We start from the raw sequence: 17,089 nt of genomic DNA on the forward strand, positions 1-17,089 counted from the left end.
TAGAAACCACTGAAATAGGAAAAAATTAACAATACGAGATAAAACTAGGAAAACATAATTTCACTAACATTAACACTAAAAATATAGAATCATTAATCTAAGTGCTCGATAAAAATCAATAGAATTTCTATGAGACAATAATTTTAGACAAGATTACGTCACAAAAACTTACCGGAAAGGTTAATAAGATATGATATTTTTATTGTTTTTTGTTGTCACTTTGGCGCTTTTATATATAGGGACAGACAAGAGAGTAGCCGCCTCACTATTAGCACTAGCAGCATTACTAGGCATTTATTTGGACGGCTGGATTGTTTCAAGCTTTTTGACTGGCGGATTACTGCTCGTTACAGCCTACGCGTTAATCTTTGCAAACCCCCTACGAAATCGATTCCTCAGTGCGCCCTTATTATCCCTAATTCAGGCTCGTCTACCCACGCTTTCCGAGACAGAATCCGAGGCACTCAAATCCGGCAATGTCGACTGGGATGGCGAGCTGTTTTCTGGCCAACCGGACTGGGATAAATTATTGAATGCCGCTCCAGCAAGCTTATCACCAGAGGAACTTGCATTTATCAACGGCCCCGTCGAGCAACTGTGCTCAATGATAGATGACTGGAAAATTACCCAAGAAGATTTTGACTTACCCGAAGCAGTCTGGGCGTTTATTCGGTCAAATGGCTTTTTTGGCCTAACGATCCCAAGCGATAAAGGCGGCAAAGGGTTTTCACACGCCGCTCATTCAGAAATAGTGATGAAAATCTCGACCCGAAGCGTTTCGGCAGCAGTGACTGTTATGGTGCCCAATTCACTCGGCCCTGGCGAACTACTCATGGAGTATGGAACAGACCAACAAAAAAAATTCTATTTGCCACGTCTAGCCAAAGGCGAAGAAATCCCGTGTTTCGCACTAACCTCCCCTGTCGCTGGCTCGGATGCAGGAGCCATTCCCGATACAGGTATTATCTGCCAAGGTAAATGGCAAGGCAAAGACGTCTTAGGCTTGAAGGTAACTTGGAATAAACGCTATATCACTCTTGCTCCAGTTGCCACTCTGATTGGTTTGGCAATCAAGGTGTATGACCCCGAAAAAATATTAGGTGATAAAACAAACATTGGCGTGACCTGCGTTCTTATCCCTCGTGATACCGAAGGTGTTAATGCTGGCGCTCGCCACCTGCCAATGAATACGGTTTTTATGAACGGCCCCACTTGGGGGAAGGACGTATTTATACCGATGGATCAGGTCATTGGCGGCCAGTCGATGCTAGGTAAAGGCTGGACCATGCTGCTGGAATGCCTATCTATTGGTCGCTCTATATCCCTCCCAGCACTAGGCGCAGGTGCAGGTAAATTTGCCTGCTTGGCAACTGGTTCATACGCCTTAACCCGGGAACAATTCGGACGATCTATTAGCCAATTCGAGGGTGTCCAAGAAGCACTGGAACCTATGGCTGGATACACCTATATGATGAATGCCGCGCGCCTTTTAACAGCAGGCATGCTAGATCGAGGCATTCGACCCGCCGTTCCTTCGGCGATTCTAAAATATCGAAACACAGACCTCATGAAAAAGGTGATCAACTATGCCATGGACGTAACCGCTGGCCGGGGCGTGATTACCGGGCCCCGCAACTTTCTTGCCAACGCCTATCAAGCAATACCTATAGCCATTACGGTTGAAGGCGCAAACATTTTGACCCGCAGCCTTATGATATTTGGTCAAGGTGCAGTACGGTGCCACCCCTTTATCGCCGATGAAATTGAAGCTGCAGGCTTAGAAGACCGGCGTGCGGCCATTAAAAAATTTGATGCCGTGCTTTATCGACATCTCGCCCATACCAGTAAAAATTTATTACGAACTTTTGCCTTAGGCCTCACCAATGGTTTACTGAGCTCTGGCAACAAAAAAGGCAGCATTCGCAAATATTATCGACAACTTAACCGATTCTCTGCGGCTTTTGCTTTAATAACTGACGTAACATTACTATCAATAGGCGGAGGTCTTAAAGCGCGCCAACGCCTCTCTGGCAGAATGGCAGATTGCTTAACCCACCTCTACTACGCATCTGCAGTGATCAAATTCTGGCACGACGAAGATTACGCAGACGAGCAACGCCCCCTCCTGGAGTGGTGCCTACAAACCTGCCTTAGCGATCTTCAAAGCTCATTTCACATGATCGCGCTGAATTTTCCCGTTAAAGCGCTGCGCCGGCCTATGAAGGCATTAGTATTTCCAATGGGCGCCACCGGCCTAGATGGTCCAAATGATTCATTGGCCACCCAAGTAGCCATGAGCATCATCAATGACTCACCTGTGCGAGACTGTATAACACAAGGCTGCTACGTTAACCCAAAACCTGATGATGTCTTAGGTCGCGTACTACACGCATATCGACTTGCAAACGAAACTAAAGACATGCGAGAACGCCTACATAAAGCATTGAGTAAACATACCCCTAACGAATTCGATCCAACCTCATTATTCATGGGCCACGAACATAAATTATTGGTTGATTGGGCACAGAAACAGAAAATCATCACAGTGGCTGAATCTGAAAAACTATTGGAAGCATTAACAGCCATTTATGATGCGCTCAGGGTCGACGCTTTTGATCAAGACCAACTACAAAAAATAGCAAGCTGCTCGGCGGGCAAACGAAAGGTTGTCGAACGCCAGGCAGACAAATGAAACTAACAACAAGAGTCGGCCAGCTAGACGCATGAGCGTACAGCAACACTTAGTGGCGACGGGTAGCCGTGAGCTAGGACAGCACAAGCCTTTTATTGCCTTGGGCGGGTTAAGTGGCAAGGATGGCGAAAACGCAATTTTTGCAGGATAAACAAATACTGGTCTTTTTGAATAGGCTCGAGAGGCCTTCATTCGCACTTACGCCCATTAAAAACAAAAACGCACGACCCGCAGGGTCACGCTGGCGCGAGGCCTAAAATGCAATCGCATTTTGTCGAACCGGGGTCCTCGACTCTATCCTCGATCCGCAAAACAAAAAGGTGCGGCCGGCGTGACACCGTGCTTTCGCTGTATTGGTAACAACAACCGGTTAGCACATAGCGGGATTGACTCACAACAGTCTAGGGCTGTTGTGGCACGGTGGGATCGCTAGCGCTCGGTCTAAAATGCTAGCCGCATTTTGTCGAACTCTGGGGGAGGCTCATCCCCGTCCGCAAACCATACAAAACAAAAAGGCCCCATGCTTTCACATGGGGCCTTTTTGTTTTGTATGGCGCGCTTGAAGGGATTCGAACCCCTGACCGCCTGGTTCGTAGCCAGGTACTCTATCCAGCTGAGCTACAAGCGCGTGTTCCGACGTGTCGTCTGGAGGCGCGTATAATATGGATGCCCCCCTATTGAGTCAAGCCCTTTATAAAGAAAAATAGTAATTTTATTCAAAGGCTTAGCGCATAACGGCCTGCTGATTAATAAAGCATCCGATTGTTGTTTATTTATCAACCTCTTGCAGGCTTATGGTCTTTATGACACTATGACACGAACTCCTGCTGAGGGGCTGCAGCGCCCATCAGAAACAGGTAGCATCTAATAACGATAATTAAAACAGAAGCGAGTGCATGGATAAGCCGAGCATCTTAGTAGTGATGGGCGTCTCGGGCTGCGGCAAGTCTACCCTTGGCGCAGCATTAGCTGAAACCCTAGGCATAGCCTTTTTTGAAGGCGATGAATTTCACCCTCAAGCCAACATTGACAAGATGAGCAAAGGCATTCCCCTTCAAGACGAAGACAGAATACCCTGGCTAAATTCGTTGCGAGAAATCATCGCTACCCATCTACAACAAAATACCGGCATGGTGCTCAGCTGCTCTGCGCTTAAGCGCAGCTACCGCGATATCCTTGGTCACGAGCCCAGCATTACCTACATTTGCCTAATATTAAATCAACACTCTTTAAGCAACCGTGTTATGGCGCGCACAAACCATTTCATGCCGTCGAGTTTACTGGCCAGCCAACTGCAAGCCTTAGAACTCCCACAGGAAGACGAACAATCCATCACGCTGGATGCCACCTTGCCCATCTCTACCCTCAAGCAAGCACTGTTTGACAGCCTCAAACCAACGGCATGCGGTACCAGCGCATGAATACTATTGGTGTAAGCCTGTTAATCACCCTTGTTTGCGGCACTTTAGCGTTCGCCGTTGCAGCGCCATTAAAAAACGATGAGAAAAAGCCCTTAACCGCTGAAGTTGTTCACTGGTGGACGTCAGGTGGAGAATCGGCGGCAATTCGTATCGTGGCCGATGACTTTAATCGTCGGGGGGGCCACTGGGTAGACAGCGCAATTGCAGGCGGCTCAGCCGCAAGAACCACCGTTATCAATCGGATTTTGGGTGGATCGCCCCCAACCGCCATGCAATTTATTACCGGTAAAGAGTTAGATGATCTGATTCATGCCCGCATGGTTAACCACATAGACGACGTCGCCAAACGCAATCACTGGGACAAGGTGTTACCCCCACTACTTGTTAGTAGTATCACCAGAGAAGGTAAATTTTATGCAATCCCAGTGAATATTCACGGGGCTAACTGGCTTTTTTACAATAAAAAGCTATTCAACAAGTTAGGACTTTCTGAACCCCGCTCTTGGGACGATTTCTTTCACGCAGCACGCGTATTACGAGACAATAATTATATTCCGCTGGCCTTTGGTGGCGAAGCTTGGCAGGAGCGTACAACGTTTCTTAATGTTCTATTAAGTTATGGCGGCAAAGAGCTGTACCTCGACGCACTGTCTAATCAACGCCCTGGCGCCATTACCAGCCCTGAAATGGAAAATGTATTTAGAGCCTTTGCTCGCCTACGGGATTTCGTCGACGCCGGCAGTCCAGGCAGAAACTGGAATGATGCCACTAACATGGTTATCACTGGCAGAGCGGGAATGCAATTTATGGGCGACTGGGCGAAAGGCGAATTTCTCGCCGCAGGCATGGTCGCCGAACGCGACTATGGTTGCGTTTTAAACTTGGGCAACCAACCGCTGCTCATGGTCGGCGGCGATGCATTTGGCTTTTCCCGATCAGACGACCCTCAAGTTATCGCCGCACAAGAACTACTCGCAGAAACACTGATGGATCGGGATACGCAGCTCGCATTCAATCAAGCTAAAGGTTCGCTACCATCGAGAACCGATGTAGATCCACAGCAATTAGATGCCTGCAGCCAAAAGGGGCTCAAAGCCCTGCGCGACCCAGCTAAACAAGTACCCGATGTTGTCATGCTGATGACACCCGACCAAAAAGGGCTGCTCACCGACATTGTCACTGAATTTTGGAACCGTCCCTCAATGACCCCCGAAGAAGCGACAGAGAAACTTGCTGCCGCTCTAGCCGCGGTAATTTAATATGCAGAAACCATTCGCCAAGAAAATCAACCCAGGTGCTGCAGCCCTCTCTCCCGCCATAATTATCGTGCTCGTTGTGTTTGTTATTTGCGTTATCTATTCACTCGCGTTGTCTTTAACAGATTCAAAACTTGTTCCAACCTATAATTTTGTAGAATTTAAGCAGTATGCGCGACTATTTGTCTCGTCTCGCTGGATGACCTCACTACAAAATTTAATTGTATTCGGCATTGTGTATATTATCGGTTGCTTAACACTCGGCCTCTTGCTCGCAATAGCCCTAGACCAAAAAATTCGCGGTGAAAATATATTCAGAACCATTTTCCTCTACCCACATGCATTATCGTATGTGGTAACGGGGTTAGCCTGGCAGTGGTTTATGAATCCAACCTTTGGTCTGCAGGAAATTGTCCGCAATCTTGGTTTCACATCATTTACTTTTGACTGGTTGGTAAATAGCGACACCGTTATTTATGCCATTATAATCGCCGCTTTGTGGCAAGGTAGCGGCTTCATCATGGCGTTATTGTTGGCCAGTTTACGCGGTGTAGATCAAGAAATTTGGAAAGCGGCAAAGATTGACGGTATTCCGACATGGCGTACTTATGTTCACATTGTATTACCTTCACTTACGCCGATGATTACTTTCTGCGTTGTCTTACTCGCTGTATCAGTGGTTAAAAGTTACGATCTGGTCGTTGCCATGACCGCTGGCGGCCCCGGTATAGCGAGTGAGCTACCGGCTAAATTCGTTGTCGACAACCTTTTTGAACGCAACAATATTGGCCTTGCAATGGCTGGCGCCGGTATGCTTTTAGTGTCTGTAATTTGCGCTGCAACCCCGCTGTTTGTTCTACAACTCCTGAGGAGAAAGCAGCGTTGAAAAACCAACATCATTTGATATTTCCCAATTTAGGTAGAATTGGCCTCTACCTATTTTTATTTATTGCCGCTTTGTATTTTTTAATTCCGCTCTACCTGATTTTAGCGACCTCGTTTAAATCCATGGCAGAAATACGTTGGACGAACATATTAAGCCTACCGCAGGCAATTAACTTTGAGTACTGGCAACACGCTTGGTCCGCAAGCTGCACAGGTTTAGATTGCCAAGGCTTGCAAGTTGGATTCTGGAATTCCGTTCGAATATTGATTCCCAGCGTGATCATTTCGGTTTTATTTGGTGCACTGAACGGCTACGCCATGAGCTTTTGGCGCCCTAAAGGGGCAAATCTACTAATGGCAGCACTCATTTGTGGCGCATTTATACCTTACCAAGTCATGCTCTACCCGCTTGTAAGAATAACCAACACCTTAAACATATACGGATCATTAACAGGCATCGTGACTATCCATGTCATCTTTAGTCTTCCAATGACGACTCTCATCTTTCGCAACTATTACTTAACCTTACCTATGGAGCTATTCAAAGCCGCTAGGGTCGACGGTGCGGGTTTTTGGCGAATATTCATATCCATTGTTTTACCTCTTTCCGTCCCCATAATCGCGGTAGCGACCATTTTACAAGTTACCAATATATGGAATGATTTTTTGCTCGGCATGATTTTCGCTGGCAAAGAAAACCTACCCATGACCGTGCAATTAAACAACATCGTCAACTCCCAGCTTAGCGAGCGAACCTATAACATCGATATGGCTGCAACGCTACTAACTGCAGCCGTTCCGCTCGCGGTTTACTTCTTATCAGGAAAATATTTTGTTCGCGGAATTGCCTCTGGCGCCGTGAAAGGCTAAAACCATGAATAACACTGTTGTTGTAGAAAACCTAAAGATTGAGCGCGATCACGCCACCATTATCAAAGATCTATCATTAAATGTGGAAGATGGTGAATTCGTGGTACTCCTCGGCCCCTCAGGTTGTGGAAAATCCACTTTATTAAATGCGATAGCGGGCTTACTTGAGGTGAGTTCGGGTAGCATCAATATCAGCGACCGCGACGTCACTCATGCCGAACCAAAAGATCGTGGCTTAGCTATGGTTTTTCAGTCATACGCACTCTACCCAACCATGACCGCTTACGAAAATCTAGCGTTTGCACTCAAAGTGGCCGGCGCAAAAAAAGAAGAAATAGCAACACGTGTTCGTGAAACAGCCAACACATTGCAAATTGAATCTTTGCTGGATAGAAAACCCCATCAATTATCCGGCGGTCAGCGACAGCGTGTTGCTATTGGACGTGCATTGGTTCGTCAAAAAGGTGTATTGCTATTCGACGAACCCCTTTCCAACTTAGACACAAAACTTAGGACTGAGTTGCGCTTAGAAATTAAGCGCTTGCACCACAAATTTAACAACACGCTCATCTATGTCACCCACGACCAAGTAGAGGCAATGACCTTAGCCGATCGCATTGCCGTCATGCACGCAGGCGATATTGAGCAAATCGGCAGCCCGATGGATATTTATCACCACCCACAAACACGCTTTGTGGCTGAATTTATTGGCTCACCGGCTATGAATTTTATTAGCGGTGAAATCGACATATCAAACTCCAACATCGAATTCGTGTGCGAAACATTGCGACTAAACATCAGCAACTATCAAGCAAAGACCGCATTAGTCAAAGGCCAAGCGGTTTGCCTTGGCATCCGCCCTGAAGCATTAAGCGTGCACAAGAAACAAGGCCTATACAAGGTCGACCTGATCGAGCAAATGGGCGCCGACTGTGTGGTTTGGTGCCACGGATTAAATCATCACTGGGTGGCAAAAGCACAAGGTGATTTCACGGCCGAGGTTGGTGCATCGCTAGACATACATTTCGACTGCCAGCAAATTTCACTTTTCGACCCAGTGAGTGGTCAACGCCTGTAATGGAGTAACTATGCGTTCGCAATTTGAAGACAATTTTTTATTTGGTGCGGCAACATCAGCCTATCAAATTGAGGGAGCTACTAGCACCGATGGCAGAGGACCAAGTATTTGGGATAGCTTTTGTGCCAAGCAAGGCACCATAGTAGATAAATCTAGTGGCGATATTGCCTGCGACCACTACAACCGCCTCGGTTCAGATGTTGGCCTAATGAAGGAGTTAGGTTTAAGCGCCTATCGCTTTTCAATCGCCTGGCCGCGAATTCAAGCAACCGGCCAAGGTGCCGCCAACCCAAAGGGTTTAGCCTTTTATGATCGACTACTCGATCAATTACTCGGTCTGGGTATTACACCTTACACCACCCTCTACCACTGGGACCTTCCCCTTGCCTTGGGCGAAAAGGGCGGCTGGGAAAATCGCGATACAGCCGAGCGTTTCGCCGATTACGCGCACTGTGTTAGTAAACATTTTGGCGATCGTATTGCCAACTGGGCAACCTTTAACGAGCCTCGCTGCGCAGCCTTTGTGGGTCATTTAGAAGGCCGACACGCGCCTGGGTTAAAGTCCCTGAAAGCTACGCTTGCTGCTGCTCATCACATGCTTTTGGCCCATGGCTTGGGTGTTCAAGCGATGCGCGGCAACACCAAAACCAAGCTCGGCATCGTACTCGACATGAAACCATACCATGCCATTGACGACGATCCAGCCAACGAACTTGCCGCACGCCACGGCGATACCATATTCAACCACTGGTTTGCCGACCCCATATTTGGTAAAGGTTACCCCGTAGAGGTTGTCGAGGCTTTTGGCGATGCAATGCCGCTTATCCAAGATACTGATTTCAAAACCATTGCCCAGCCCATTGATAGTTTGGGCATCAACTATTACACCCGCAATCTAACGCGCGCCAACCACAAACTACCCTATCCTCATGCTGAGGAAGTGAAAAATCCCGCGGCTCGTTACTCTGATATGGGCTGGGAAGTGTTTCCCGCTGGCCTCACAGAAATACTCACTCGCATCCACCAGCGCTATAATTTACCCGATTACTATATCGCGGAGAATGGTGGCGCCTTTCCGGACAAGGCGAATGAAGACAACTTTGTCAACGATGCCGATAGAATTTATTACATGGAGCAACATCTGCAAGCTATTGCCAAAGCTAAGGCACAAGGCGTTCCGGTAAGTGCCTATATGGCCTGGTCACTACTGGATAATTTTGAGTGGGGTCTAGGCTATACCAAACGCTTCGGCATTGTGCGGGTTGATTATCAAAATCAAACCCGCACACCAAAAGCAAGTGCCCATTGGTACCGAGATTTTATAAACGGCAAGGCCTAAACTTTGGCCAACGCTGACAGTGTTTTTAGTCTTGCAAGCGCTTGGCCATGCACCGAAGAGCTCGGGTAACCCGCGACTGGATCGAAATCCCCCGCGGGCACACCCAACAGTATCTCCAATGCCTGATCGATATCTTCCACCGCGTAAATAGTGAATTTACCGTCGACAACAGCCTGCACCACATCATCATCCAACATCAGATTAACTTGATTGGTTTTTGGAATAATCACACCTTGAGTGCCGGTTAACCCTCGCTCTTGGCATAATCTAAAAAAGCCCTCAATCTTCTCGTTGGCACCACCAATAGACTGTACTTCACCGTGCTGGTTGATCGAGCCAGTAACAGCCAATGATTGATCAATAGGCAGCTGTGTGACAGCAGAGATAAGCGAGCAAACCTCAGCCAAAGACGCGCTATCGCCATCAACTTGCCCATAGGATTGCTCTATTGCGATATTAGCCGAAATCGACAGCTGAAATTGCTGGCCATAGGTATGGCCTAAATAACCCGTCAATAACATCACACCTTTAGAATGAATTGCACGGCCCAGCTCCGCTTCTCGTTCAATATCTGTAACACCTTGCTTTCCGGCGTAAACAGTTGCGGTTATTCTAGCGGGTGTTCCGAAACTATTGTCGCCCACGGAGAACACCGTTAAACCGTTGATCTTTCCAACGGCTTGCCCCTCCGTACTGATTAATACCTGCCGCTCTTTTATTTCTTCCAGCATTATTTCACTGATACGGCCGGTACGGTTCTTTTTGTTATTTCGAGCTCCGGTAATATGACGCCCTAGCAAACCTCCAATGCTGCCTTCTTTGCGCCATAAATAGCATGCTTCGTCTAACAGCTCGTTCCATTGCTGAATATTGGCGGATATTTTATGTTGATGCTCCGCGTGGCGCATCGCCATCTTCGCAAGTAAGGCCACAGCTTCGTCGCTAATTTCAGGGTAGTTGAGTCGCTTACCCCGTTCACGAATGAGCGCAGCAAAAGATTGCACATTGGCATCAGAGGGTTGTATATAGCGATCAAAGTCTGCCAACACTCTAAAAAGCTCAGCGAATTCTTCATCGTATTGCTGCAGGGTATAATAGATTTCGGGCGACCCCAAAAGGACGACTTTTACACTCAGCGGAATCTTTTCAGGCTGTAGATTATAGCTAGCACCGGGCGTTAAATCAGACATAGGGTGATCTATTTGGATCTGCTGCGTCTTTAACACGAGTTTAAATTGTTGCCAAATAGCAGGCTGGGTCAGCAACTTCTCCGCATCGAGCAATAGGTATCCACCGTTAGCTCGATGGAATGCCCCCGCCCTTATCATTCGGTAATTAGTTTGCAACACACCTTGCGCCATATTGTAATCAACGGCACCGAACAAATTCTGAAAAGTAGGATTTTGCTCATAGACAACCGGCGCACCTTTTGATGCGTCGCGAGATTCTAGAAAGTTGGGTAGAAATTTTCGTTCAAGATGATGACGGAACTTTCGATCATCAGGATTTTCCTCATCCTCATTTGCCAATATATCCAATAACGTATCGGCAATGTGATCACGAATCTCCCGTAAAAACTTCTGTACACCCAAATTATTACTGTACTCGCGGCCAAGCTCTTTGAGTAAAGGTCTTACCACCTGCTCAATTGTTTCATATTTTAATTTACGTAATTGATCAACCGCCTCTCGCTTCCAAACCGGCAGCTCCAACAACTGTTCAGACAACATCTCCTCTAAACTGGCCAACAGCTGATAGTAATGTGTTCGTTGCTCGTCGGTCAGTGCAGCAAATTGCGCGTCATCTATGGCCTGCCCTTCAACCAAGGGCGCAAAGGTAACGGAACCGTCTTCTTCGTACAAACCGACATTATTGGCGAGAGCATCCTGCTCGACCGAAGCGATAGCCTGCTCATATTTTTGCGCGAAATTTCGATCAATAATTTTCTTTTTTCGCTGGTAGGATGGATTTTCAAAAACCTCTGGAAATAAAACCAACAACTCATCAATAAATTTATTCATGCGCGAGGTCAGCACCTTGCCCTCGCCAGGATTAAGCCAAAGCGCCTGAGGTGCATGACTGTTTTCAAAGTTATTGATATAACACCACTCGTGACCAGCAGACTCTTGCGCCGCATGCGTGGCTAGTGACTGACTAATCAAGGTGCGACGACCAGTACCGGTGTCGCCAACGGCAAAAATGTTAAACCCGGGAATGGTCATTGATAAACCAAACTCAAGCGCATCCCGTGCACGCTGGTGCCCGATGACACGTAAATCAGCCGAGGCCTGCGAGCTCGCAATCGAGCTGCACAGTGCTGCATTAATCGATGTTGACAATTGATCAGGTAATAACGCGCTGGCGTGTTTCGCTGTGGGCATGGGGCATCCCTTAATTCATGCTAGTAGGTTTAGCATACACCCAAAAACAACCAAGGCTAAAGCGCTGAATTTGTGCTGTTAATGCACAGTAACTCGGGAACAAAAAACGCACCAAAAGATCACTTTTTAACCATGCATTCTGAGCTCACAAAAATATTGGCCAAAAAAAAGCCTGTCGTTAAGACAGGCTTTTTACGATGGCGGTGAGGGAGGGATTTGAACCCTCGATACCTTTCGATATACACACTTTCCAGGCGTGCTCCTTCGACCACTCGGACACCTCACCATAAACTTTGTAAACTCGGCAACTTTTGTAGTATTTAGCGAGATTCAGGCCTGCACCCTGCATCCTCGTGGTCGACGTAACTTCGACACTGATTCGGCGCCTCCTGCACCTCACCCCTTCGGGGCAACTCTGCGAGCTGTCTAAATTTGATCCCATCAAATTTGTCGGACACCTCACCATAAACTTTGTAAACTCGGCAACTTTTGTAGTATTTAGCGAGATTCAGGTCTGCACCCTGCGTCCTCGTGGTCGACGTAACTTCGACACTGATTCGGCGCCTCCTGCGCCTCACCCCTTCGGGGCAACTCTGCGAGCTGTCTAAATTTGATCCCATCAAATTTGTCGGACACCTCACCATAAAACCGACAACGGGGTGATTAGACTGTTTATCGCGCTTCCCGTTCGCATCCTAGCGGCTCGCGATCACTATTTTCTTAACTGCCACTCAAGTATAGATACACTCAACTACTGTTTTCACGGCGTCTAATTTTGAGGGCGCAACTGTACACAATGCCCTCAGCAAAAACAAGAACTCAGACGCGCTTTGGCCAGACTTGAAAAAAATCAATCGGATCTAATTCGGGTGCCTGCTTCATCGGCCCGTCAACACTGCCTAAGTAAAGAAATCCAACAATTTGCTCGCCGACATCCAAGCCAAGGCCTTTTGCCACAAAACTATCTAATGCCATATCGCCCGTGCGCCAAAATGCGCCCAGCCCCAACGCAAAGGCAGCAGAAAGCATATTCTGTACGGTACAACCCGCCGACAACAACTGCTCGTCTCGCGGTACCTTCGGATGCTCCTGGGTTTTGGCAATGGCCACAATAATCATCGGCGCACGCAGAGGTAAGCTCTTTAGGCGAAGCTGTTGGGCATCATTCAAATCGGCGCAAGTCGCAAGGCCAGCCGCTAAATACAAATCACCAAGTGCGATCAACCCTTGCCCCGTCACCTCGAGAAAACGCCAAGGTCTTAAATTGCCATGGTCAGCCGCGCGGAGAGCTGACCGACGAATACTATCCAACTGCACGATGGAAGGAGCCGGCTCAATCAGTTTCGGCGCCGAGACCCGCTGAGTTAGGGCTGTAATCGCATCCATTTTGGGTACCTTGATCTGGAAAAGCGCCTATTCTACAGGCACTTACACCTTTAAAGGCCAGCAAAAGTCGCCTAAATGCACCTTGTCACCCATAATGAGTGTTGTCAAAAGCTATAAACCTAAGCAGCCTTATTCATATTTTTGCTAGAACCTGATCATCGAGGTGGGATGGAATTTTCAGAGTGGGTCGTATACACCGTTGCCGAAGTACTTTTAGTGCTGACCATCGCCTGCTTGTTACTCGTACTGCACACCAAGGGGCTAAAGGCCCTTATCACCAGCTTGCAAGTCAAACTTGCTAAAGCAATTGGCGAACTGCGGGAAGCCAAAAATAAACAGGAATCAGCACCTGTCGAATCAAGTTACTCAGAACAATTAAGCGCTCATCTCCAAGCCACAGAGAAATATCACGCCGAGCAAGCCCCAAATCAACCCATAGAGCAAGACATTAGCGCGCAAACACCGAAAGCGCGGCTAGTCGCTGCCATGAGGTACCGCTTTTTAAGGGCTGAACAAGAAAGCCTCGACGAGCATGCAGACTCTCCCAATTGGGCATGCATTGCCGAGCACTACAACCAGCTTCCTGCGCCTCAACCCGCCATAGAGCCAGACACACTTAATAGCCCCGAAGTAGCATCGAAACTGTCTTATGACGAGCAAAGGCATGAAATTGAGAGATTTAAACGGCTCTTTACTACCATGGAGACTCAGTGGCAGACAGCAAAGGCAAAAGCACAAGATTACTACAATCAACTACTTAGCCTCATTGGTGACTCCTCAGATCCCGCACACTTAAGGCTTAAAAAGTTAGCGGAAGCGCAAATTACACATATCGACAAAACAGCTGCTAGCATCAACGCCCCACGAGGCAGCCCAACTAGCCGTCAAGATGTGGACAAGCTAAAAGCAATTAATGAACGGCAAAAAAGCGAAATTGCCGCACTCCAAGATAAACTGGCAAGCGCATCCACAGATCAGCAGCGATTAGCAGTTACAGCTGATTTAGAGCGGCAGCTAGCCCAACAGCAGCAATTTATGAAGGAGTCGGAGGTCTGTATCGATCTACTCGAGCGCGAGCTCGCAGAAGCCACCAGCCGGATCGAACAACTCGAAGCACACAAGCCGGCCACGCCAACCTCTTCGGAGCAAAGTGCGCTGTTAAAAGACAAACAAACACTCAACAAGCAAATCCAACAACTTAAAAGCGAGAATGAACAATTGGTAAACCTAGCGGAGCACGCGGACGCAGAACAAAAGCGTGTAGTTGCCATTAAGAACAAGGAAGTCGAAGCTATCAAAGGTAAATTTGCCGAGCTGGCGAAGCGTTACAAAGCGCTGATGAGCAATCGCGAGTAGACCTAATCACTTGAATATCCTATAAAAAAACCATTATATTCCACGTCCCAATAGACAAATGGCCGCGAAACTCATTTAATAGTCTGAATAACCATGGAGCGTCGCGTAGCTACGGATCGGCTTATAGGTAGGAAATACAGCGCAAACAACAATAAATAGGATCAAAGACTAGGCAGTCCATGACCAGTTCAGAATCAACCCCCTTGTTTCAGTATTACTTTCGCGCACTTATTTGCTTCGCAGCTGCAGGCACCTTGGCCGCCGATATCGATTGGGATCACCTGCGCTTAATACAGCCCCTATTCATTGTCGTGCTCCTTGCCTACACCTACGCCGCCTATTACTTATCCAAACGCCTTGGCGGCGACCAGCTCATCCTACTGACCAAAGTCCTAGCCTGGACCGATGCGGGCCTCATCGGGGTCTCCTTAAGCCTAATAGATTTCAGCCTACTGCCCTGCATTTTGTTTTTGACCATGATTCAATTCAATGCCCTACTAAATGGCGGGCTTAGAAAATGGGGCGAAGATAATGCCGCTTTTCTCGTAGGTATTTTGCTTAGTTTTCTCATATACGAACCGAAGTGGATGCTTTCTGGCCGCTTGGAAATAAGCGCAGCGAGCCTAATTGGTGTTATTACCTACTTTTGCGCCTATGCCCTTTTCACCCACGCACGCATGAGTAAGCTCAATCTCGAAGCCAAGCGCCTAGACCAAGAACAACAATTACATAAAATGCGCACCTATAAATTATCGCGCTATCTGCCGCCTCCGGTTTGGAAGGCAATCAATGAGGGGCGAGACAAGTCCTTGCAGACAGAGCGCAAACGACTCACCGTGTTTTTTTCAGACATTAAAGATTTCAGCGAGCTCGCTGAAGAAATGGAAGCCGAGGCACTGACGGATCTGCTCAACACCTATTTAACTGAAATGACCAAGATTGTGCACCAGTATGGTGGCACCATCGATAAGTTCATGGGTGACGGGATTATGGTTATCTTTGGCGATAGCAGTTCTAAAGGCGTCAAGCATGATGCGCTACGCTGCCTCTCCATGGCACTTGCCATGCGTAAAAGGATGAAAACGCTGCAACAACACTGGCATCACCAAGGCATAAAGCGACTGCTGCAAATACGCATGGGCATCAATACTGGCTATTGCACCGTCGGAACCTTCGGCACGGCAAACCATCTAGATTATACGGCCTTGGGAGCGCACGTTAACCTCGCCAGCCGACTGGAGTCAGCCGCTGAACCGGGTGAAATTCTGGTCTCCCATGAAACTTGGGGGCTTGTTAAAGACACCATCATGTGCCGAGATAAAGGCAATATTCTGGTCAAGGGCTTCAGCCACCCCATTAAGGTTTATCAAGTCGTCGATTTACGTAAAAACCTTGGCGCCAACCAAAGTTACTTCGAACAAAACCTCGACGGCTTTACCATGTACCTAGATATGGACAAGATCCGCAACTACGACAAAGAAAAAGTACTGCAATCTTTAGCTGAAATCTCTGAAAAACTTAGAGATAAAGTCATTCAATAAAAAAAACCGCCTATCGGCGGTTTTTTTTATTGCCGGACTAAGCGAAGCCTAGGCGGCCTTTCTGCACAATTGGTACGGAACGGATTAATATCCAGCCCGCCTCTACGGGTATATCGAGCATATACAGTTAGCGACCTAGGCTGACAGCGCTGTAATATATCGATAAAGATTGACTCAACACAATGCTCATGAAAATCACGGTGGTGACGATAGGAGACTATGTAGCGCAACAGTGACGCTCTATCAATCGCCGCACCGGTATAGCGAATTGACAGGCTCGCCCAGTCCGGCTGCCCAGTAACGGGACAATTCGATTTCAACAAATCAGAACAAAGATGCTCGGAAACCTCCACGCGCCTAGGCGCCAACTGCAGCAAATTTGCGTCTGGCTCGTAGGCCGTACAACTAACAGCCAAGGCATCGATATTTTCACCCTCAAACGCAGCCACTGTGAGCGACAAACCCTCTTCCAACGTCATTAATCTCACCACCACGTCAGCCCCCGTTAAGCCCGATAAATCTCGCACTAGTACGGCTTGTACCTCGGCCCAATGGGCAAAAACAGTTTGGTTAAAAGAATTCAAATAGAGCTTAAAGGATTTAGACTCAACAATAGCCGCGGAATCAAAAGGAAACTCAAACTCGGCCATTGCTACGATCGGCTTACCAGCAGCGTCGAGCCAAGAAATCTCGTACGCCGTCCATACATCCATGCCTCTAAAGGGCAAAGCTTGGGCTGAGCCAGCAGCCAAGGACGCTCGTGCCAAGGCGCGAGGAATTGGATCAAGCAGAGCAGCATCATATTTATCAGCATACAAAGTTGCCTTACCTAGGTGTACAGGCCCATGAGTTTCGACACTATTTTTTGGCATAGCTTACACCTC

General features: G+C 47.7%; 12 protein-coding genes and 2 tRNA genes. 9 read left to right on the forward strand and 5 right to left on the reverse strand.

Features of this window, described 5'->3' with window-relative positions:
- The first annotated feature begins 190 nt into the window (after window positions 1-190).
- Complete coding sequence (locus tag ACGHTT_RS10985; protein WP_390590538.1) at window positions 191-2,692, forward strand: acyl-CoA dehydrogenase; 2,502 nt, start codon at window positions 191-193, stop codon at window positions 2,690-2,692.
- Window positions 2,693-3,243: 551 nt separating this feature from the next.
- Here the strand turns inward: ACGHTT_RS10985 and ACGHTT_RS10990 are convergent.
- Window positions 3,244-3,320, reverse strand: a tRNA-Arg gene (locus ACGHTT_RS10990).
- Window positions 3,321-3,588: 268 nt separating this feature from the next.
- On the opposite strand from ACGHTT_RS10990, the gene ACGHTT_RS10995 reads away from it, so the two are divergent.
- Genes ACGHTT_RS10995 through ACGHTT_RS11020 form a run of 6 tightly spaced genes read left to right on the forward strand, consistent with a single transcriptional unit; the run spans window position 3,589 to window position 9,541 of the window.
- Window positions 3,589-4,113, forward strand: coding sequence for a gluconokinase (locus ACGHTT_RS10995; RefSeq protein ID WP_390590539.1), 525 nt, complete (start codon window positions 3,589-3,591; stop codon window positions 4,111-4,113).
- Entirely contained in the window at window positions 4,110-5,372 is a 1,263-nt protein-coding gene (locus ACGHTT_RS11000) for an ABC transporter substrate-binding protein (RefSeq protein ID WP_390590540.1), read from the forward strand. The genes ACGHTT_RS10995 and ACGHTT_RS11000 overlap by 4 nt, the downstream gene beginning before the upstream one ends.
- 1 nt (window position 5,373) lies before the next feature.
- The gene (locus tag ACGHTT_RS11005) at window positions 5,374-6,255 is read left to right on the forward strand and encodes a carbohydrate ABC transporter permease (RefSeq protein ID WP_390590541.1); all 882 of its coding nucleotides are present in this window, start codon (window positions 5,374-5,376) and stop codon (window positions 6,253-6,255) included.
- On the forward strand, window positions 6,252-7,124 hold the full coding sequence (locus ACGHTT_RS11010) for a carbohydrate ABC transporter permease (RefSeq protein WP_390590543.1): 873 nt from the start codon (window positions 6,252-6,254) through the stop codon (window positions 7,122-7,124). Before ACGHTT_RS11005 ends, ACGHTT_RS11010 begins: the two co-directional genes overlap by 4 nt.
- 4 nt (window positions 7,125-7,128) lie before the next feature.
- On the forward strand, window positions 7,129-8,202 hold the full coding sequence (locus ACGHTT_RS11015) for an ABC transporter ATP-binding protein (protein ID WP_390590545.1): 1,074 nt from the start codon (window positions 7,129-7,131) through the stop codon (window positions 8,200-8,202).
- 10 nt (window positions 8,203-8,212) lie between these two features.
- Window positions 8,213-9,541, forward strand: coding sequence for a GH1 family beta-glucosidase (locus ACGHTT_RS11020; RefSeq protein ID WP_390590546.1), 1,329 nt, complete (start codon window positions 8,213-8,215; stop codon window positions 9,539-9,541).
- Here ACGHTT_RS11020 and ACGHTT_RS11025 read toward each other — a convergent pair.
- The 3 genes from ACGHTT_RS11025 to ACGHTT_RS11035 all read right to left on the reverse strand — a co-directional run bounded on the left by ACGHTT_RS11025 (window position 9,538) and on the right by ACGHTT_RS11035 (window position 13,308).
- Window positions 9,538-11,922, reverse strand: coding sequence for a Lon protease family protein (locus ACGHTT_RS11025; protein WP_390590547.1), 2,385 nt, complete (start codon window positions 11,920-11,922; stop codon window positions 9,538-9,540). The genes ACGHTT_RS11020 and ACGHTT_RS11025 overlap by 4 nt on opposite strands.
- A 198-nt stretch (window positions 11,923-12,120) precedes the next feature.
- Window positions 12,121-12,208 (reverse strand) — tRNA-Ser (locus tag ACGHTT_RS11030).
- A 533-nt stretch (window positions 12,209-12,741) separates the two neighbouring features.
- Window positions 12,742-13,308 (reverse strand): nitroreductase, encoded by a 567-nt coding sequence (locus tag ACGHTT_RS11035; RefSeq protein ID WP_390590549.1) that lies wholly within the window; start codon window positions 13,306-13,308, stop codon window positions 12,742-12,744.
- Window positions 13,309-13,476: 168 nt separating this feature from the next.
- Between ACGHTT_RS11035 and ACGHTT_RS11040 the strand changes: the two genes are divergently transcribed.
- Together ACGHTT_RS11040 and ACGHTT_RS11045 are read left to right on the forward strand one after the other, a co-directional pair.
- Window positions 13,477-14,664 carry a hypothetical protein gene (locus tag ACGHTT_RS11040; protein WP_390590550.1) on the forward strand — a complete coding sequence of 396 codons (1,188 nt, stop codon included), beginning with the start codon at window positions 13,477-13,479 and terminating at the stop codon, window positions 14,662-14,664.
- A gap of 179 nt (window positions 14,665-14,843) precedes the next feature.
- Complete coding sequence (locus tag ACGHTT_RS11045; RefSeq protein WP_390590551.1) at window positions 14,844-16,205, forward strand: adenylate/guanylate cyclase domain-containing protein; 1,362 nt, start codon at window positions 14,844-14,846, stop codon at window positions 16,203-16,205.
- Window positions 16,206-16,231: 26 nt separating this feature from the next.
- Here the strand turns inward: ACGHTT_RS11045 and queF are convergent, their stop codons facing one another.
- Window positions 16,232-17,077, reverse strand: coding sequence for an NADPH-dependent 7-cyano-7-deazaguanine reductase QueF (gene queF, locus ACGHTT_RS11050; RefSeq protein WP_390590552.1), 846 nt, complete (start codon window positions 17,075-17,077; stop codon window positions 16,232-16,234).
- Window positions 17,078-17,089: the final 12 nt, after the last annotated feature.

It is taken from the genome of Simiduia litorea (genome assembly GCF_042853465.1).
In the GTDB taxonomy this organism is placed as follows: domain Bacteria; phylum Pseudomonadota; class Gammaproteobacteria; order Pseudomonadales; family Cellvibrionaceae; genus Simiduia; species Simiduia litorea.

Coding starts and splice junctions, on each gene's coding strand:
- ACGHTT_RS10985 (WP_390590538.1), top strand. CDS start 191: ATGATATTTTTATTGTTTTTTGTTGTCACTTTGGCGCTTTTATATATA.
- queF (WP_390590552.1), bottom strand. CDS start 17,077: ATGCCAAAAAATAGTGTCGAAACTCATGGGCCTGTACACCTAGGTAAG.
- ACGHTT_RS11045 (WP_390590551.1), top strand. CDS start 14,844: ATGACCAGTTCAGAATCAACCCCCTTGTTTCAGTATTACTTTCGCGCA.
- ACGHTT_RS10995 (WP_390590539.1), top strand. CDS start 3,589: ATGGATAAGCCGAGCATCTTAGTAGTGATGGGCGTCTCGGGCTGCGGC.
- ACGHTT_RS11035 (WP_390590549.1), bottom strand. CDS start 13,308: ATGGATGCGATTACAGCCCTAACTCAGCGGGTCTCGGCGCCGAAACTG.
- ACGHTT_RS11025 (WP_390590547.1), bottom strand. CDS start 11,922: ATGCCCACAGCGAAACACGCCAGCGCGTTATTACCTGATCAATTGTCA.
- ACGHTT_RS11005 (WP_390590541.1), top strand. CDS start 5,374: ATGCAGAAACCATTCGCCAAGAAAATCAACCCAGGTGCTGCAGCCCTC.
- ACGHTT_RS11000 (WP_390590540.1), top strand. CDS start 4,110: ATGAATACTATTGGTGTAAGCCTGTTAATCACCCTTGTTTGCGGCACT.
- ACGHTT_RS11015 (WP_390590545.1), top strand. CDS start 7,129: ATGAATAACACTGTTGTTGTAGAAAACCTAAAGATTGAGCGCGATCAC.
- ACGHTT_RS11020 (WP_390590546.1), top strand. CDS start 8,213: ATGCGTTCGCAATTTGAAGACAATTTTTTATTTGGTGCGGCAACATCA.
- ACGHTT_RS11040 (WP_390590550.1), top strand. CDS start 13,477: ATGGAATTTTCAGAGTGGGTCGTATACACCGTTGCCGAAGTACTTTTA.